The organism is Parasediminibacterium paludis (assembly GCF_042651445.1).
Taxonomy (GTDB): domain Bacteria; phylum Bacteroidota; class Bacteroidia; order Chitinophagales; family Chitinophagaceae; genus Parasediminibacterium; species Parasediminibacterium paludis.
The window spans coordinates 459206-479912 of the sequence record NZ_JBHSDC010000003.1; the positions used below are offsets into that span (position 1 = coordinate 459206).

14 protein-coding genes are annotated in these 20707 nt (G+C 36.4%); 12 read left to right on the forward strand and 2 right to left on the reverse strand.

Features of this window, described 5'->3' with window-relative positions:
- Nucleotides 1-41 precede the first annotated feature (41 nt).
- Genes ACFOW1_RS05640 through ACFOW1_RS05660 form a run of 5 tightly spaced genes read left to right on the forward strand, consistent with a single transcriptional unit; the run spans nt 42 to nt 6597 of the window.
- Nucleotides 42-2816 carry a phosphoesterase gene (locus ACFOW1_RS05640; protein ID WP_379012781.1) on the forward strand — a complete coding sequence of 925 codons (2775 nt, stop codon included), beginning with the start codon at nt 42-44 and terminating at the stop codon, nt 2814-2816.
- A 10-nt stretch (nt 2817-2826) separates the two neighbouring features.
- Complete coding sequence (locus tag ACFOW1_RS05645; protein ID WP_379012783.1) at nt 2827-3507, forward strand: phosphonatase-like hydrolase; 681 nt, start codon at nt 2827-2829, stop codon at nt 3505-3507.
- A gap of 29 nt (nt 3508-3536) precedes the next feature.
- Nucleotides 3537-4148, forward strand: a complete 612-nt coding sequence (locus tag ACFOW1_RS05650; protein WP_379012785.1) for an HDIG domain-containing metalloprotein — start codon at nt 3537-3539, stop codon at nt 4146-4148.
- Between the two features lie 3 nt (nt 4149-4151).
- On the forward strand, nt 4152-5474 hold the full coding sequence (locus ACFOW1_RS05655) for a DUF5690 family protein (RefSeq protein WP_379012787.1): 1323 nt from the start codon (nt 4152-4154) through the stop codon (nt 5472-5474).
- Nucleotides 5464-6597: a TIGR03364 family FAD-dependent oxidoreductase gene (locus ACFOW1_RS05660; RefSeq protein WP_379012788.1), complete on the forward strand. Its 1134-nt coding sequence runs from the start codon at nt 5464-5466 to the stop codon at nt 6595-6597. The genes ACFOW1_RS05655 and ACFOW1_RS05660 overlap by 11 nt, the downstream gene beginning before the upstream one ends.
- Before the next feature lie 182 nt (nt 6598-6779).
- Here the strand turns inward: ACFOW1_RS05660 and ACFOW1_RS05665 are convergent, their stop codons facing one another.
- Both ACFOW1_RS05665 and ACFOW1_RS05670 read right to left on the reverse strand, forming a co-directional pair.
- A complete protein-coding gene (locus ACFOW1_RS05665; protein ID WP_379012789.1) occupies nt 6780-9053 on the reverse strand; it encodes a polysaccharide lyase 6 family protein in 2274 nt (757 codons plus the stop codon).
- Nucleotides 9050-10096 (reverse strand): LacI family DNA-binding transcriptional regulator, encoded by a 1047-nt coding sequence (locus ACFOW1_RS05670; RefSeq protein ID WP_379012790.1) that lies wholly within the window; start codon nt 10094-10096, stop codon nt 9050-9052. Before ACFOW1_RS05670 ends, ACFOW1_RS05665 begins: the two co-directional genes overlap by 4 nt.
- A 225-nt stretch (nt 10097-10321) precedes the next feature.
- Here ACFOW1_RS05670 and ACFOW1_RS05675 point away from each other — a divergent pair, with 225 nt between their 5' ends.
- From ACFOW1_RS05675 to ACFOW1_RS05705, 7 genes are all read left to right on the forward strand, one after another.
- Nucleotides 10322-12517, forward strand: coding sequence for an alginate lyase family protein (locus ACFOW1_RS05675; protein ID WP_379012792.1), 2196 nt, complete (start codon nt 10322-10324; stop codon nt 12515-12517).
- 25 nt (nt 12518-12542) lie between these two features.
- Entirely contained in the window at nt 12543-12890 is a 348-nt protein-coding gene (locus ACFOW1_RS05680; RefSeq protein WP_379012793.1) for a cupin domain-containing protein, read from the forward strand.
- 63 nt (nt 12891-12953) lie between these two features.
- The gene (locus ACFOW1_RS05685) at nt 12954-16205 is read left to right on the forward strand and encodes a SusC/RagA family TonB-linked outer membrane protein (RefSeq protein ID WP_379012795.1); all 3252 of its coding nucleotides are present in this window, start codon (nt 12954-12956) and stop codon (nt 16203-16205) included.
- 18 nt (nt 16206-16223) lie between these two features.
- The gene (locus ACFOW1_RS05690) at nt 16224-17780 is read left to right on the forward strand and encodes a RagB/SusD family nutrient uptake outer membrane protein (RefSeq protein WP_379012797.1); all 1557 of its coding nucleotides are present in this window, start codon (nt 16224-16226) and stop codon (nt 17778-17780) included.
- Between the two features lie 9 nt (nt 17781-17789).
- On the forward strand, nt 17790-18953 hold the full coding sequence (locus tag ACFOW1_RS05695) for an alginate lyase family protein (RefSeq protein WP_379012799.1): 1164 nt from the start codon (nt 17790-17792) through the stop codon (nt 18951-18953).
- A gap of 48 nt (nt 18954-19001) precedes the next feature.
- A complete protein-coding gene (locus ACFOW1_RS05700) occupies nt 19002-19448 on the forward strand; it encodes a RidA family protein (RefSeq protein WP_379012800.1) in 447 nt (148 codons plus the stop codon).
- A 23-nt stretch (nt 19449-19471) separates the two neighbouring features.
- Complete coding sequence (locus tag ACFOW1_RS05705; RefSeq protein WP_379012801.1) at nt 19472-20692, forward strand: alginate lyase family protein; 1221 nt, start codon at nt 19472-19474, stop codon at nt 20690-20692.
- Nucleotides 20693-20707: the final 15 nt, after the last annotated feature.

Below are 20707 nucleotides of genomic sequence, written 5' to 3' on the forward strand. Positions count from 1 at the left end.
CGTATTTCGCCTTACTTTTCGTTTTTACTGAAATACTTATTATGACAAAAATATCATGCCTTGCGGCTACACTTCTTGTAGCCAGTTTTTGTGCCTTTGGTCAACAAAAATCTGTCACTGTTTTACAAGTGCCAGCAAAAAATCAATTTTGTAAAATAGACGAAAAAGGATTGTCCATATTGCCTAGCGGCCGTTTTGTAACACCGGCTGGTGAGATGATTCGTATTTCTCACGATCCCTTTGGCATGGCGATTTCGCCCGATGGTAAAAAAGCAGTTACGCTACACAATGGTGTGTTTACCATTATTGATATTGCAACTATGCAAGATACACGTGTGCCTAGCTATAATAGGAAATTAACATCACAGTTAGCGCACCAGCCTTTAGCAGGCAGTACATTTTCTAACGATTCAATGCTTGTTCAAAAAGTAATTTCTTCCCCATTACCAAATGGGTCTTTTCTAGGGGTTGCATTTGCACCCGATTCTAAAACAGTGTATTTAAGTGGCGGCGATAATGGGGCAGTAATTGTATATGATATTGAGCATTTTAAGCGCATAGATTCTATTAGCTTAAATGGTAAAGTAGGTAATATTGATTTTGATGACAGTTTTACATCTGATTTATTACTAAACAACAACGAATTATTGATTCTAGACCGAGGCAATTTTCGCCTAGTACGCTATGATTTGACCAATAAAAAAATAACAGCTTCTATTCCTGCCGGTCGTCAGCCATTTGGTTTGGCTATTAGTGCAGATAAAACGATGGCTTTTGTGGCCAATGTTGGAGCATATGCTTATCCATTAATTAAAGGTGCTACCAAAAGCAATTACGATTCATTAATGATTCCTTATCACCCATATGGCGATAATACCAAAGAAGCACGGGAGGGTACGCGCATTGAAGGCCGAGACATACCAGGTGTTGGCAGCCCTAACGCACCAGAAGCTATGAGCGTATTTGCTATTAATTTAACAACTAATAAAGTGGTTGATAAATTTAAAACAGGGTATCAAGTGGGTGAAATGATTGAAGAAGCAGAAGTGGTTGGCGGTGCTAGCCCCAATTCTATTGCTGTAGGCAAGCACTATGCTTATGTTACCAATGCCACTAACGATAATATTTCTATCATCGATTATAAGCAACACAAGCTATTGGGACATATTGCCATTAAAGCAGATGCAAGAATTGATAAACATAGAGGCTTATTACCATTTGGCATTACGTTAAGTAAAGATGAAAAAACCTTGTACGTGGCTTTGTTGGGCTTTAATGCGGTTGCTGTGATAGATGTAGCTACTAAAACCACCAAAGGTTTAATACCTACAGGTTGGGGACCAACAAGAGTGTTGCTGTCTAAAGATGAAAAAGAACTATACGTGATTACCTGTAGAGGTTTGGGTGCTGGCCCAAATGGTGGCGCTGGGTTTAAAGCGCCTATTCAAGGTACATATATTGGCGATATTCAATTGGGCAGTTTCCAAAAAATTGCCTTGCCTACTACCGAGGCATTGGCGGCTTATACAAAACAAGTAATCAGCAATACGTTTGAGGTAATCACTAAAGTAGACGATGGTACGAATCCTTTACCGTTATTGCCAGGTTCTAGCAAAAGTCCCATTAAATACATTGTGTATATTACTAAAGAAAATAGAACCTATGATGAAGTGCTCGGGCAATTGCAGAATGCGAATGGCGACAGCACCCTAGCTAAGTTCGGCGTTAATTGCGAATACACGTTACCCGATATTCTTCGCCCAAAAATGAAAAATATGCGGGTGTCGCCGAATCACCATAAGCTTGCAAAAACATTTTCTTTCAGTGATAATTTTTATTGTGATAGCGATGCCTCTATTCATGGTCACCATTGGATGATGGGCGTAGTACCTAACGAATGGGTGGAAGCCAATTCTGACGTATCAAAAACTACCAAGTTATTTTCAAATGCACCGGGTCGTCGTTTCCCAGGTTCTACTGGTAGTATGGATCCTGAAGATTATGCCGAAACTGGTGGTTTGTGGGAAGCTTTAGAAAGAAAACATATCAACTTTTACAATTTTGGCGAAGCCAACGAAACGGCTCATGTACGTGAAGAATGGATGGATACGGCTACAGGTGCTGCGCATGGGGTGATGGTGCCTATGCAAAAAGCGTTGTTTACGCGTACAAGTCATAACTATGCTGGTTTTAATACGAATATCCCAGACCAGTTTAGAATGAAACAATTTGAGGAGGAGTTTACGAAAAAATGGTTAACAGGTAAGCAAGCAATGCCGTCGCTCATTACAATGCAAGTTCCAAACGACCACGGTGCAGGTGTAAGACCGCAAGATGGTTATCCATATCGCTCATCTTTTATGGCTGACAATGATTTGGCTGTGGGTAGAATTTTGCATTTTTTATCTCGTACCAAGTATTGGAAAAATATGTTGGTAATTGTTACCGAAGATGATCCACAAGGTGGTGTAGACCATGTAGATGCACACCGCAGTATTTTAATGATGGCAGGTCCTTACGTAAAACGCGGTTATGTAAGTCATACACATGCTAATTTTGGTTCGATACTTAAAACCATTTACAATATTTTGGACGTGCCATATGTAAACCAATACGATGTAACTGCTTCTTTATTGCAAGACTTTTTTACCAATAAACCAGATTTTACGCCTTATACGTTAGAACAGCACGACCCAAGAGTTTTTGATGTAGACCTAGCCATGAAGAAATATCACCAACAAATTGATTGGCGTAAAATAATGCAAGGACCTTCGATGGATAAAGTAGAAGATATAAAAAAAGAGTTTAACAAGTAAAATAGCGCACATGATACAAATGGTTGTATTTGATATGGCTGGTACCACGGTTGATGAAGACAATGTGGTATACAAAACATTGCACACCGCCATTAACGAAGCTGGTGTAGATGTTACGTTTGAAGACGTTTTGCTGCATGGCGCAGGTAAAGAAAAATATAAGGCAATAAAAGATATATTGCTATCTTATGGGGTGGTAAGTGTTGAAACCACCGATGATGCTTTCAATTATTTTTTATCGCATCTAGCCAATGCTTATAATACCTTACCAATAAAACCTCAATTTGGTGCAGAAAAACTATTTGCTACCTTACACCAAATGGGGATAAAAGTAGTATTGAATACAGGCTATAATAGAGCAACTGCTGAACTTATTTTACAAAAGCTTGGTTGGCAAATAGGTAAAGACATCGATAGTTTAGTTACCGCTTCAGATGTGCCTAACAACAGGCCGATGCCTGATATGATCAAGCTTGCGATGCAGCAGTTTGGTATAACTGATGCAAAAGAAGTGGTAAAAGTAGGCGACTCCACTATCGATATCGAAGAGGGGCAAAACGCAGGTTGTGGTTTAGCGATTGGCATTACTACAGGCGCTCACAACGTAGCGCAATTACAATCTGCTAAGCCTGATTTTATCATCAATGATTTAATGGCTTTATTGCCATTACTACAATCTGCCAACAACTAATTATTAATACATGCCTTTAAAATTTGTTTATGATGACTTATATGGAACAGCAACAGCACATTCATACAGTTGCTGATGAGATTATTGCACTTTACGAACAATTTGGTAGTGAAGATTATATTGGTGAACCCGTATCGCAAATAGAACACATGTGCCAATGTGCAGAACTGGCCGAGGCGAGTGGCGCCGATAAAGATACCATTTTAGCTGCTTTTTTTCATGATATCGGACATTTATGTGAGTTTGCGCAGCCTGAGGATGGCTTACAACATATGGATAAATTTGGTATTGTAGATCATGAAAAACTAGGTGGTGACTATTTGCGCAGCAAAGGCTTTTCAGAGAATATTGCTAAAATGGTAGCAAGCCATGTAGAAGCCAAGCGTTACCTTACTTTTAAATATCCCGAATATTACAACTTATTATCTGAAGCTAGTAAAAATACGCTGTTGCATCAAGGGGGAATTATGACTGAAAGCGAAGCAATAGCATTTGAAAGCGATCCCTTGTGTGATAAATATGTCGCCTTACGTAGATGGGATGAGCAAGCCAAAGTTGCACATAAGCCATTGCCTGCCTTAGACAAATACAAGCATATGATGATGATGCATTTGCTAGGTACTGCCATTACTAATCAATAATGTTTGACAAAGCATATGCAAGTATCAATATCAAATAGCCAGCCTAATAGTGTGCAACAATGGCTTGCCAAAACGCCATGGGGTGCCGTTTGTTGTATGTCGTTTAGTGCGTTTATTATTTATTCTTGCATGTATGGTTTTAGAAAGCCTTACACAGTAGCTACTTATAACAATCTGTATTTTTTAGGCATATCATACAAAGTGTGTTTAGTGGTGGCACAAGTGATTGGTTATATGCTCAGTAAGTTTATAGGTATTCGGTTTATTTCTACTATGCAGCCTATTAAAAGAGCGTATTTTATTATATTATTTATCGGGTTAGCGTGGCTATCGTTACTTGGCTTTGCCGTTGTTCCAGCGCCATACAATATCTTTTGTATGTTTTTAAACGGTCTGCCGTTGGGTATGGTTTTCGGGTTGGTATTTGGTTTTTTAGAAGGTAGAAAAACAACTGAAATTATGGGGGCTTTTTTAGCCACTAGTTTCATCTTTGCGTCTGGTTTAGCCAAATCGATAGGCAAATGGTTGTTATTGAAATGGCATATTAGCGAATGGTTGATGCCGTTTGTAGCAGGGGGTTTTCTTATATTACCACTGTTGGTTGCAGTGTGGTTTATTCAGCAATCACCGCCACCTTCTGCTGATGATATTGCCCATAGAACGCAGCGCCATCCAATGACAAAGACTGAAAGAATGGCTTTTGTAAAAACCTTTGGATTGGCCATCACGCCTGTTGTAATTGCTTATGGTGTATTTACGATTGTACGAGATTTTTGTGAAGATTTTGCCAACGAATTATGGATTGAAACAGGCTACAAAGACAATGCGAGCATTTTTGCCAATATGAGTACTAATGTATCGCTCATTGTACTAGCTATTGTTGGTGGGTTTTTCCTGATAAAAAACAATTACAAAGCGTTTGTTGCCGCACATTATATTGTCATTTTCGGTGTGTTATTGTCAGCGGCTGCAACATTGTTATATACTGCTAATTATATCTCGCCAATAACTTGGATGTTGCTAGCTACAACTGGTATGTACTTGGCATATTTACCTTTTAACTGCTTGTATTTTGAGCGTATGCTATCTACCTATCAGATGCGCGCAAATGTAGGTTTTGTGATGTATATCGCCGATGCATTTGGCTATTTGGGTACGGTGCTGGTATTGCTTATAAAAGAGTTTATTACCATTAAATACAATTGGGTAAGCTTCTTTTCAGGTTTGTTTTACACAGCTAGTATTATTGGTACTTTATTAATTGCGGTTAGTCTAATTATTCACCACCAATTATTTAAAATCATAACATCACGACATGACAAATAATCAGCCATCAGCCATTGTAGTAGGTGCAGGCATTGTAGGTTTGGCAACTGCAAGAGCGCTTAGTTTAAAAGGGTTTAAGGTGACAATTATAGAAAGAACAGAACAAGCGGTTGGTGCATCTATTAGAAATTTTGGGATGCTTTGGCCTATAGGGCAACCTGATGGCCTCTTGTACAATAGGGCTTTGCGTAGCAAAGCTATTTGGAAAGATATTGCCGATAGTGTTGGTTTATGGTACGATGAAGTGGGGAGTTTACACGTAGCACATCATCAAGATGAATGGCAGGTATTGCAAGAGTTATATGAAGATTTTAAACAAAATGGGCGACCTGTAATACTATTAGACAAAAACAAGATTTTAGAAACATATAGTGGTGTTAATGGTCATGGCTTGATTGGCGGTTTGTACAGTGGTACAGAAATGATTGTTGACCCCCGTGTAGCAATTGCTACAGTAGCCAAATATTTAGAGGAATATTTAGATGTGCAATTTGTATGGGGTAAAGCGGTTACCAATGTGATAAGTGGGAAAGTTTGGATGGGCAACGAAACGCTAGAAGCTGATGTAGTTTGCATTTGTAGCGGGGCAGATTTTGAAACCCTTTATCCACAGCAGTTTCAGCAATTGGCTATTACAAAATGCAAACTGCAGATGATGCGTTTTGCCACCAATACACCAAATAATAGAATGGGTGTGTCGTTGTGCGGTGGCTTATCGCTCATTCATTATAATAGTTTTAAAGTAGCAGCGTCGTTACCACAATTAAAGGCAAGATATGAGGCCGAGATGAGCGATTATTTAAGATGGGGCATCCATGTAATGGTATCACAAAATGATCGGGGTGAATTAACTGTAGGTGATAGCCATGAGTATGGACTCACGTTCGATCCTTTTGATAAAACGTTTATCAACGGGATGGTAATGCATTATTTGAATGAATTTGCGGTAACAGATGATTGGCAACTTATCCAGTCATGGCATGGCATTTACCCAAAAATGACCAATGGTGATACCAATGTTTTTCTTCAGCCCGATAAGGATGTTTATATCATCAATGGTTTAGGCGGTGCCGGTATGACACTTAGTTTTGGCTTTGCAGAGGAATGTGTGAATACCATTTAGATAATTGTAAAATTTACTTCCGTTTCTGTTAATTTAAATAGGAAAATGTTTTTATATTTTAGGCATAACATTGGCAGCATATCGTTTGCTACCAATGTTAATATTACCAAGTTCCAAATGTTATGTTAGTTGCTTCAGTTGTGTATAGCACAAAACAACTGGTACTAACCAAATTCTGAAAGTTACTTAACATTCACAACAAACTTGTTCGTTTCAACACTACCGCTATTCATTAGTTGGTTATTATTTTGTTCATGAAGGGCTCTTACTTTATCAGTATAACTGATGATGGTTTTGTCTTTGTTAGCATTGACAAAGCTATTATTGGTAAAATACGATTGTTGTACACCTGTAAGTTTGATTAATTCGCCATTATTGTTGCAATTGATAATTTTGTTATTGTTGAATGTCAATTTGGGTCCCATTGTACTTTCATCACTACCACCACGATAAAGCGTTAACATACTGCCATTGTTGTTAGTGAATTGGCAATAACTTACATGCATTGTTTCCACGCTATAATATCCTTTGTTATCAGTCTCATTATTAAGGGTAAATAGATTACAACTATTATTGTTAAAATGGCAATTTTGGAAATTAATATTATCTGCTACTACATATTTTGATGCATTAAATATATGGTTGCAACCGTTGTTACTACCAAAATTGCTAAATGTGCAATCGTTTACTCCAAATGTATAATGATTGCTACTACCTGTTGTATCGGTTAAAAATAAGCTATTGGCTTTTACAGCTTTACCATCTATCTTAAGGCTAAATAAAGAAACAACACTTCCTGCTTTAACAATAAAGATAGCTGGCATTTGCGCAGCAGAACTAAATTTAATAAGATGTTTGTGTTGTGAATAAATATAAAATGCACGCGATGTTTCTATGGGTGATGTAAAGTGGTAGTTGTTACCTGTTAGCACAATTGAAATCATTTCTTTATTTACTTTCATGGCTTTGTAAATATCAGCAGTATTAGCACAATTGATAGTTGTGTCATTATGGGGTGGGTAAGCTGTCCATTTACCCATATCCTCTGCTTTATAGCCCTTGCCATTATACGCATCTTTTTGTGTGGCAGTAAAGGCTACCCATCTTGTAAAACCTACGGTTGTTGGTAACCCATAAGCAAGCCTATCTACTGCCATTTGTTTAATGCTATCTAGCTGTGGATTACTTTTTACAGCTATTGAAAAAGGTGTACTTTTTAATACCTCAATACTCACTTCTTGCTTTGTAAAACCTTTTGTTAATAATTGTTTTACTGCTTTATCAGCAATATTATTGTAAAAGTAAATACTGTCGATATTATCAAATACTTCGTACAAAGTGGTATCTTTTTTATTTAAAAATATATTGTTAAAGAAGTACACATTTTTGGGCGATACGGTTCTTTCACTATCGCTGCCTTCACATAAGCTAAATGGGGTACAATTGATAAATGTATTGTTTGCTACAACGGCATCACGTACTGGTAAATATCTAAAAGCGGGCGAGTTGAAAACACCATTCATAATGGCTAGTGGTGAACGAAAATTAACGCCTCTGCATTTGTAAAATAAATTGTTGATAACCCAGTTGCCTTCATTAATGATGCGTACGCCACCTGTACCTTCTTTGCCATTACCCAAGAAAATATTGCCTTCCACAGTGTTGTTGTTGCCATGTCTTAGCGATAAACTCCCTTGGCACTCTTGAAATACATTATTGCGTATAATATTGCCGCATGACTTGATAGAAATAATTTCGGCTTCCCCATCGCAGTAAGCAAATACATTGTCTTTAATTACTGTATTGCTATAAAATGTGCAATGCTGCGAAACGCCAACACGTATTATTTCCCCAGCATTCGATGCCAATGGTATTCTACCTGCAAAATTGTTACTGTCAATACTATGACTGTTTTGCCTGCTTCTATCATCGTCTAATATCACAGCCATCAGTACACCTAGGTTTTTCTTATCGCTAAATGTACAATGGTCTATACGATTATGTTGCCCATATAAAGCCACCCAATAGTTTTCGTCCAAGCGTTTAGGGTTGTTAAAATCTCTTATCACACAATTGGTTACTCTACAATAATTAGCTACGGTTTTGCCAGCCCTCAACTGCCATACATCGCCTTCTGCTGCTTGACCATTAACAAATTCCAGTCCCGAAACAATAATATAATTACCTCCAATATGTAAGTTGCTTTTACCAGTAATCATTACTTTACCTGCTACTTCTGCCTTTATTACAATTGGTTGTATAGCCGAGCCATTACAAGTAAGTAGTAAGTCGCAATCTTTCCATTCGCCATTTTGTAATATTATGGTATCACCAGCAATAGCGCTTTTATTTGCTTCTGCTATTTGTGAATTGGTACTTACTTTAATGGTTTTTGCAAATGTTAATTGGCAAATTACAATGCTTATTGCTACGAGTAAAAAATATTGCTTTATCATACTGTTAAAGTGCTTGATGGTGATTTGTATAATAGTCTTTGAGAAGATTCTCTTACAAAGAGTTTTGGTTTTAATACAATTTCTGTTTCGCTTAAGTCTGTATTGCCGTGCATCATTTCAATAAATAACTTAGCTGTTACTTTACCCATTTCAAAAGCGGGTTGTTCAACACTAGATATCATCGGCGTTACTAGACTTGTAACAGGCTCGTTGTTAAAGCCTACCAAGCCAATGTCGTGTGGCATGCGTAGCTTTTTTTCTTTTATGGCAAGCATTGCACCAATAGCCATTCTATCGCTAATTGTACAGATAGCGTCAGGCCTTTTCTTCATAGCCAATAATTCTTTAGTGGCTACATAAGCATAGTCTTGGTTAAAGTCGCATTGCATGATTAAGTCTTTATCTACTTTAATGTTATTTTCTTTCAAGGCGCGGATATAGCCATCCATTCGTTTATTACTAATATCAAGATTCTTTTGTCCAGCAAGAATAGCAATACGTTTATATCCCTGATCTATTAGATGTTGCGCTGCCAAATAGCCACCAAGTTCATTGTCCAACCTTACTTTTGGTGCGTTTAACTCGGTAATAATTCGATCAAAAACAACAATGGGTTTTTTCTGACTTTGTATTTTTTTAAAATGGTCAACCATATTTGTTTCGCTAGAAACCGATATAATAAAACCATCAACTAAACTGTCCATTAGTCGTCTAGTATTTAAAATTTCCCGACCATAACTTTCATTACTTTGGCATACCATAACTGTATAACCAGCTTCAAGCGCTACTTCATCTATACCTTTAACCATTGCGGCAACCACATAGTCAAGGTTGGGTACAATGACACCAATAGTATGGGTGTGTTTGTTAAGCAGACTTAGCGCCAACTGATTGGGCTGATAATTTAATTCTTCGGCTAATGCCAATACTGCTTTTCGTGTTTCCGGATTCACATCATTGGCATTGCGTAAGGCTCTAGATACTGTAGATGTAGATACCTGCAAGGCTCTTGCGATATCTTTAATTGTGGCTTGTTTTTCCATATAGCATGCTAAAAGTAGTCCCTCTTTGTGATATTGTTTCAAAAAATCCCGGCAGCGTTACCGGGAACGGTGTCGGTTGTATATTTTTGAAATTATTCAAATCTTTTAATTAAAAAGATAGATTTCATATTGATTGAGTATTATAAATTTAGAAATTTTTCTACAAGGTAAAAGTTTCCACACTAATTAATGCTACTAATATTACGTCTTTAAATCAGGATTTTCTTGAAACGATACACGATACTTGCACTAGTTTTTTTTTACACTTCGCTTTTTGCGCAGCATCCTATTGCGTACCTTACTAAAGCAGATGTTGGCGTTGTTAAAACTGGACTAACAAGAGAAGGCTTATTAAAAGCTTCTTTCAGAGATGTAAAACAAAGTGTAGACAAATGGATTGGTAAAGATATAGACGTGCCAATTCCTAAAGATCCTGCAGGCGGTTATACGCATGAACAGCATAAAGCTAATTATATTTTAATGTTTAATAGCAGCTTAATGTATCAGCTCTCAGGTGATACCAAATATGCTTTGCTAGTAAAGAAACTGTTTCTAAAATATGCAGCCTTAAACCCCACCTTGCAAAATCATCCACAAGCTACCAGTAGTTCGCCTGGTCGCATTTTTTGGCAAGCACTTAACGATGCTAATTGGCTTGTGTATACTGGTTTGGCATTTGATTGTATTCATGATTATTTAACGCCTGCCGAGCGACAATTGATAGCGGATGGTGCTTTTAAACCCGAGGTCGATTTTTTTACAATTAATCTAAAAGATTGGTTTAATTTAATTCACAACCATGCTGTGTGGGCTTGTGCAGGTGTAGGCATTGTCGGCATTGCTACAGATAACGCCCATTATTTAGATATGGCACTGCATGGCACTGCGCTTGATGATAAAACAGGTTTCTTAGCCAATATTGATGGTTTGTTTTCGCCAGATGGGTATTACACCGAAGGTCCTTATTATGTGCGTTATGCCATATTGCCATTTTATTTATTTGCCAATGCCTTAAACAATCAGCAGCCAACTTTAAAAGTCTTTCAAAGAAGAAATAATGTATTACAAAAGGCTTTGGTAAATGGCTTGCAACAAACCAATTTAAATGGTGGTTTTTATAGCTACAACGATGCGCTTAAAGAAAAATCGTTCATTAGTAATGAAATTGTAGAAGCATTAAGCATTGCATGGAAAGTGTATGGCGCCGATAGTAGTTTGCTGCCTGTGGCAAAGCAACAAAATCGTGTAACGCTTAGTAAAGGAGGTGCAGATGTGGCTTTGGCACTGGCTATGTCTAAAAATATTGCTGCTTTTTATCCTTATAAACCTATCAGTTTTACAGACGGGGCAAAAGGTAACGAAGGGGGTGTAAGCATTTTACGAACTGGTGGTAGTGAACAATTAACGTCCTTAATTTTCAAATACTCAGCACATGGTTTATCGCATGGGCATTATGATAAATTAAATATTATTTTATATGATGGTGGCAATGAAATTTTACAAGATTATGGTGCGGCCAGGTTTATAGGTATAGAGCAAAAATATGGTGGTAGATATTTGCCAGAGAGTAAAAATTATGCTGCACAAACCATCGCACACAATACAGTAGTGGTAGATGAAACAAGCCATTACAATGGTAAAGAAGACCTGAGTCAAAAATATCATCCAGAGAAATTATTTAGTAATAGCAGCAATGGAAAAGTACAAGTAATAAGTGCGATAGATGACAAAGCTTATGGCGATGTAACCTTACATAGAACTGTGTGGATGTTGCAATTGCCTGATGCTTCAAAACCCTTAACAGTTGACTTTTTTAGATTATTATCAAGTAAACAACATCAGTACGATTTGCCTTTTCAATATTTGGGTACAGTTATTAATACATCGTTCAAATACCAAGCATTTACCAATAGTCAAACAACGCTTGGGGCTAAGAGTGGCTACCAATTTTTATGGAAGGAGGCAAGTGCTAAAGCGAGTAATGCCTTAACACAGTTTACATTTTTAAATAATAAAACGTACTATACTATTTCATCGTACACAGACGATAGTACCAATTTATTTTTTACCAGACTAGGTGCTAATGATCCAAACTTTAACTTAAGAAGAGATCCTGCCTATGTCATTAGAAAAAAAGGCGCAAATCAAACTTTTGTAAATGTCGTGGAGATTCATGGGAGTTACGATACCAACAATGAAGTATCTGTGAATGCTTATTCCAAAGTAGAAAATATTACAATATTGCGTGATGATGAAGCTTATTTAATTGCTCAAATAAGTATTAACAAGAAACTATTAGTAGTAGCCCAATCTAATAAAAATGTAGCTGCCAATACTAAACATACCGTAAAAATAAATGGTACTGATGCGCATTGGGTTGGGCCTTATACCGTCATTTATGACCATCAAATCTTACAATGATTAATAAAAGAAAACAAGATAAATTATGAAAACGCAAGCAACAATGAATGTATTTATTGAGAATGATGATATAGAATGGGAGGTGGTAGATAAAGGCGTGAAACGCAAAATTATGGCTTATGATGAGCAATTGATGATCGTGAAAGTAGATTTTGAAACAGGCGCTATTGGTACGCTTCACAATCATCACCACACACAAATAACGCATATCGAAAGTGGTGTATTTGAGGTAGAAATTGATGGTAATAAAAAAGTATTGAAAGCAAATGATGCCTTTTTTGTTCCTACCAATTTAATACATGGTGTTGTATGTTTAGAAGCCGGTGTATTAATTGATGTATTTAGCCCAATGAGAGAAGATTTTATAAAATAAGACTTACAGTTTATTGCTGTATAGTGCCATTATATATTTTAACATTTAACGAAAACTGCCATTATGAAACAATTACGATGCTTGCTGCTGTTGCTGCCCTTGATTTTAATTACAGGTTTGTTATCAGCACAAAAAAAAGTGATTACCGGTAAGGTAATTGATGCAAAAACAGGCGAACCACTAGGTGGCGCCAGTGTACTATTAGAAAAATCGAAAAGTGGTATTTCTACCAAAGCCGACGGTACTTTTACCATTGCTTTAACCACAGAAAAAAATACGTTGGTTTTTTCTTTTATTGGGTATACTACACAAGTTGTTGCCATTGGTGACAAAACGAATATTGACGTTGCCTTGCAACCAGTGGTTGCTACAGAAGCTGAAGTTGTAGTAATTGGCTACGGTACACAAAAGCGCACAAGCGTTACTGGTGCTGTTTCAAAATATCAAAATGAAAAACTAGACCAATCGCCTGTTTCTCGATTAGACCAAGCATTACAAGGAAAAATTGCTGGTGTACAAATACAAAATATTGCCTCTGAAGCTGGATCAGATCCTAAGGTGCAAGTACGTGGTATTAGTTCTATCAATGCCGGACAAAGCCCATTGGTTGTAGTTGATGGTCAGCCAGTACCTGACGGATTGTCGTTTGTAAACATGAGCGATGTACTGTCTATAGAAGTATTAAAAGACGCAGCTTCTGCAGCTATATATGGTTCTAGAGGTGCAAGCGGAGTAATACTAATTACTACTAAAAGTGGTAAAGCTGAAAAAGCAAGTTATAATTTAAAAATATCATCTGGGTATAAAAGTGCCTATAGTTTGTATCCAATTATAACGACTACTGATTATACCAATATGCTTTATAAAGAAGCCGCATTGCGCTATGCTGATTCAGCTGCCTATACACAGGGTTTTACTAGTGCCCAATTATCTACATTCAGTAAAAATAAAGGCAACTTAATTACAACGGCCGAAAAAGGAGCTTACATTCTAGAAAATCAGTTTTTTGGCGGATCATCTGTTGATTGGCAAAGAGCAGCAATACGCACTGCAAATGTTAAAAATGCCGATTTAAGTGTTTCTGGCGGAAGTAAAGATGTGAAATATTATATAGCAGGGTCGTTTCAAGATGATCCAGGAAATATGATTCATAGTGAATATAAACGTTATAATGTAAGAAGTAAAATTAATGTCAATTTGAGTGATAAGGTAAAACTGACGTTTAACTTAAATCCTTCTTATATCTATCGCGAAAAGCCCGCAACTACCTTTACAGATTTTACACGTATTGCATCTTATTTGCCTACTACAATTGATGCAAAAACTGCAGCTTTTGTAAATATGTTGCCGACCAATAATTACAGTGCAGGTGATTTTGGTCAACCTCGTATGTTTAACGACTTGGCTTACAATGGCATAATGCCCGATGGCAGTACTTTTATCAATGCATTGGGCACACCTTTAGCTTTGAGTTCTAGTGCTAATACCTCTCCTTACGCGCAATTACAATTAGAAAAAATTACTACAAATGATTATAGATTACAAACTTCGGCCGATTTAACCTATCAGATTACTAAGAGTTTAAGCTTTAAAACACAGTTAAGTGCTTATGTAAAATCATCAGTAGGGTTAGATTTTACAAAGACAAACGCTAAAGCAATTGGTAATCCAAATTCTGGGGTTTATACTAATAGTTTGTATGTTGATTTATTAAATGAGAACACATTTACTTTCAGTAAACAAATTAATAATCATTCTATCAATGTAATAGCTGGTTTTACGGCAAATAAAATTAAAAGTGATTACCAGCAAATTACTGCCTCCAATTTTATTAGTGATAATATTACAACTATTAATACAGCTGGTGTTATTTCACAGGATAATACGCAAACTTATAGCACCACAGTCCCCGTTGGTCTATTGTCTTACCTAGGTCGTGTTAATTATGGGTTTAAAGATAAATATTTATTATCTGCAAGCTTTAGAGCCGATGGTAGTAGCAAATTTGCACCTGATCGTAAATGGGGGTATTTCCCATCAGTGTCGGCTGGTTGGGTAGTTACTAAAGAGAAATTTTTACAAGATGTTAAATGGATTAGTAGTTTAAAATTAAGAGCTAGTTATGGTGCTGTAGGTAATAATAATATTACCGACTTTTTATACTTAGATAAATTATATGCCGCCAATTATCCTACAGGTAGCGGTACAGGTATCACTACACAAGGTTTTGTACCATCAGCATCTATACTGTCAAACCCTTATATCACTTGGGAAACCACGTATTCTTTTAACACTGGTTTAGATGTGAGTTTATTTAAAAATAAGTTGACACTCGGTATTGATGTGTATCAATCTAAAACCGATAAACTATTATTACAGCAAGAAGCAATGGGTATTACAGGAGTTTCTCAAGTAATTAACAATATTGGTAAGCTTCAAAACAATGGTATAGAACTAGAAATTTCATCCAACAACATACGTAATAAAAATTTCACTTGGACTACAGCTGGTAATATTTCGCATACCCAAAACAAACTTTTACAATTAGGTAACGAAACCCAATTGTTAAATACGGGAGAGAGACAAGATGTATATATGAACAAAGTGGGTGGCCCCTTGATTCAATATTACAATTATAAAACAGATGGGCTATGGAACTCTACCGCCGATATATTAGCTGCGCAAGCCAAAGGGTTAACTTCTGCCTTACCTAGCTATTTCTCTCAAGGGGCTTTGAAGTTTAAAGATGTTAATGGCGACAATGTTATTGATGCTAATGATAGAACTGTATTAGGTAACCCCTATCCTGACTTTACTTGGGGCATCATTAACAATTTTACATTTAAAGGTTTTGATATTGGTATTACTTTCCAAGGTGTCCAAGGCGGTAAATTGTTAAATGGTGATGCTTATTACAATGAGGCTAGAAAAATTAATAAAAACTATACTACCAATAGATGGATTAGCCCTAATAACCCTGGCGATGGTAAAACACCATATTATACCAATGGTTATAGTAGTGCTTGGACACAAAGTGATTATATCATCCAAGATGCTTCATACTATGCTTTGCGAGAGGTGTTGGTAGGTTATTCTATTCCAACTAAAATTATTAATAGATTCAAATTAGGCTCGCTTCGTTTATATATGTCTGGCCAAAACCTATTTTTTCATGCATCTAGTAGCTATAAAGGTTTAAATATTGAAGCAAGAAATAATACGCTACAATATGCTTCTCCTTTAATAGATGGCTATCAAAGAGGCGCATTTCCTTTAAACAGAACCATCATCTTCGGTTTAGATATTAAATTTTAAACGCATTAATTGTATAATATGAAACACATAAATTATTTAATACTACTCCTTTTTATAGGATTATATTCTTGTAATAAAGTAATTGATTTGGTGCCGCAATCAAACCTTACAACTGGTAACTTTTATAGCAACGCTAGTGAAATAAATACAGGTTTACTAGGTGCCTACAATGGATTGCAAAGTCCTATGTATTATGAATGGATGTTAACTGAATTGAGAACTGATAATGCAGATATGGGTGCTCCTACTAGCTCTAATACATTAAATGCTGATCTTACCGCTTTAGATGAATTTATTCCTACTACTGGACAGGATGCAATTTTTCAATATTGGATCAAAACTTATGATAATATAAGAAATGCCAATGTTATTTTACAGAATCTAGGAGTTAATTATGATAGTACAGCTGGTGCTATCTCACTTGGTACAATTGGTATTTCTATATCCGATTCTTTACGCAAACAATATGCTGGTGAAGCCATGGTACTAAGGGCAAATGCTTATTTCAATCTTGTTCGTTTGTATGGCGGTGTGTTTTTAACAACAACACCGTTGGCTGCTGAAGACGCTAAAAAGCTCAACCGAACATCTGTGGCAAGTATTTATAAGTTAATTCAAGCAGATTTATCTACAGCAAGTAGCTATTTATCGTCTGCTAAATACAGCGCCTCATCTGCATCAGTAGGAAGAGTAAACGCTTGGACTGCAAAAGGATTATTAGCCAAAGTGTATTTAACAAGGGGTGATAAAGCATCGGCCATTACTCTGTTGCAAGATGTTATTGCCAATAGTGGTTACGCATTACAAAGTACTTATGCCAGTGTTTTTTCTATTGCTAATGAAGTAAACAGCGAAATATTATTCACAGTGCGTTACAAAGCAGGCAACCTTGGATTAGGCTCAAGTTTTGGTAACGATTTCGCACCGCTTGGTTCTAATAGTGGTGTTATTACGGCAGGTGTTGCTTTTACTGGTAAAGGGTATAATTATCCTACCAATGATATGGATTCTGCTTTTGGCATTATGACACCTGATCCGAGAAAGGCAACGAATATGGGGTCATTTGGTACTAGTAAAATATTGTATGTAAAAAAATATTTAAATCCTGTACTTACGCTCAACGACGGCGAAAGCGATTGGCCAATTTTGCGGTATGCAGATATTCTTTTAATGTTGGCTGAAGCACAAGGCAGTACAACATCAAGTTTGGCTTTAATTAACCAAATTAGAGCAAGGGCTGGCGTAGCAGCTTTACCAGCTACGGTGCTTAATTCTGTAGCTACTTTTGAGCAAGCTTTATCTAATGAAAGAAGGTTAGAATTTGCGTTTGAAAACCATCGTTTTTTCGACTTAGTGCGGTATAACACAACACTTACAACCATTACAGCTGAGCAAACCATTAAGAATCATTTTGCAAAAGAATTTAATAGTCATTATTCTTTATATCCAGCACCACAAGCGACATTGGCCCAGCTACAGTCTTACGTAACTACGCAAAAACTACTGTTACCAATACCGCAACATGAAATTGATACCAATACACAATTAGTAATTGCACAAAACCCAGGCTATTAATCATAAGCTATGCTAAAACCATTTTTAACAGCGCTGTTTTTATTTGCCAGTTTTATTGCCAAGTGTACTAATGGTAAATATGATTCTTTGAAGATCGTTTTAGCGAAGACGATACTTACAAAAGCGAATGCGTATTTAAAAGAAAAACCCATCACTATTACCGCCGACCATGCAACAAGGTCGGAAGGTAATGTACATGATTTTTATTCAGAAGGCGATTATTGGTGGCCTAATCCTAATGATTTAAATAGCGCATATATCCAAAAAGATGGCCTTACGAATCCCAACAATTTTATAGCGCATAGAAAAGCTATGATACGATTTAGCGATATCGTTGGTACACTTGCTTCGGCTTATATTATTACCAAAAATGAACGCTATGTAACACAAGCTTTCAAGCATTTAAACGCTTGGTTTGTTGATACGACAACACTAATGAATCCATCGCTTTTGTATGCACAAGCCATAAAAGGAAAAGCCACAGGAAGAAGTATTGGTGTTATTGACATGATTCAAATGATGGAAGTTGCACAAGGTGTAAGGGTTATGGAACGCGCAAAATCGGTTCATAAAAAAGATGTCCAAATAATAAAAAACTGGTTTTCACAATATTTGAAATGGGTAACCACACATGCGTACGGGGTGGAAGAAAGAGCAGCAAAAAATAATCATGGAACTTGTTGGGTGATGCAAGTTGCGGTTTTTGCCAAACTTGTAGGTAATGATTCGTTATTAAATGATTGCAGTAATCGATTTAAAGATGAGTTATTACCTAATCAAATGGCGGTTGATGGTAGTTTTCCATTAGAGTTGAAACGAACAAAACCTTATGGGTATTCTCTGTTTAACGTAGATGCTATGGCAACTATTTGCCAAGTATTATCAACGCCTCAAAACGATTTATGGTGCTACAAACTAAGTAATGGTAAATGCATGCAAGATGCAATCAACTTCATGTACCAATACGTTGCTAATAAAGAAGCTTGGCCATATCCAAAAGATGTTATGTATTGGGGAGAGTGGCCAATTGCGCAACCATTTTTGGTATTTGGTGCTTACCATTTTAACAATAATCAATGGTTTAAAGTATGGCAAGGTTTAAATCATTTTCCGGATAATGAAGAAGTAATAAGAAATGTGCCTATTAGAAATCCATTGTTATGGGTGCAGTAAAATAAAAAAATTTGATTTTCTCTTTTTTAAAGATATAAGGCTAACAAAATGAAAAAGTTTGCTATCGTACTGATTGGATGGACAATCATGAGTTCCTGTAACCATAAAGTGGTTATGGCGGTTAGTAAAACATTTATTCATCCTGGGTCAGGCTATTCTAAAGCCGTGGTAGTAATATCAAATGATGTTAAAACAATTTATATAGCAGGGCTAACTGGTGATGGTAACGATTTAGAAGCGCAAACAAAGGCAACATTTGCTAATATAAAAATAGAGCTAGAAGCTGCTGGTGCAGGCTTAAAAGACATTGTAAAAATGAATACTTATATCGTTAATTATCAGTCTGATGACATAGAAATTTTTAGAAAAATACGTAAAGAAATACTAGGTGAATCAAACATGCCAGCTAGTACGGTTGTAGGTGTGCAGGCTTTAGCTGCTAAAGGTAAACTGATAGAAATAGATGCCATCGCGGTTATAAATATTAATAAATAATTAGTAAACAAATAAAAGGGAAAATGATAATAAAAATACTAAAGTTGGGTGCTATTGTTTTAGCTAGTTGCGTTGCTATAACTACAACCCTTGCACAGGATAAGCAGGTTAAACTTTCTAACACAGATATCATAAAGCTCGATTTTAAATCATTGGCTAAAAAGAAAGCACAATTAAAAGTAAATGATGCTGCCTTACTGCCTGCTTATGATGCACTAATAAAAATTGCGGATGAATTGTTGCAATACAAGCCTGTAAGTGTAATGGATAAAACAGACTTACCGCCTAGTGGTAATAAGCACGATTACATGAGCATTGGCCCTTATTGGTGGCCAAACCCAAATACACCAAACGGGCTACCTTATATTAGAAAAGATGGTGAGGTAAACCCTGAAGTGCGTAATTACCCAGATAAAGAAAATATGCCTAAACTATGTGAGGCTGTTTATAATTTGTCATTAGCCTATTATTTTTCTGATAACGAAAAATATGCACAACATGCTACCAAATTATTGGAAGTATGGTTTTTAGATACAGCTACACAAATGCATCCAAATTTAAATTATGGACAAGCAATTAAAGGCGTTATTGAAGGCAGGGCAGAAGGTGTTATCGATACTAGGCAATTCATTTTTGCATTAGACGGTGTGACGCTTTTAAAAGGTTCTAAAGCTTGGACGAATGAAAAAGATGTAGCACTGAAGCAATGGTTTTCGCTGTTTTTAAATTGGTTAAATTCCAGCAAAATAGGCAAAGATGAAATGGATGCAAAGAACAATCATGGTGTATGGTTTGATGCACAAACACTAGCCATTGCTTTGTACGTGGGTAATAACGCTGAGGCTAATGAAATAGTAACTAGAGCAGCAAAAAGACTAGATATACAAGCCAATAAAGATGGGCTTTTCCCTTACGAACTAGAGCGGACTACATCGCTGCATTACTCGGTTTTTATCATGAATGCTTTTAATGTTATTGCAAAATTATCAGAACAAACCAACACTAATTTTTGGGCTATAGAAACGCCATCTGGTAAATCATTTAAAAAATGTGTTGAAACCATAGTGCCATTTATTACCAAACAAAAGATATGGACCTATCCAGAAATAAGGCCTTTTCAAGTAACAGATGCCTACCCTTTATTGCTACATGCTGGTAACAAATATGAACATCCAGAGTACCTAGATTTTATTAAAACAACCGCTAAAGGCAATTACAATAAACTACTATTAAATCTTTTCTAAACAATAAAAAATAAT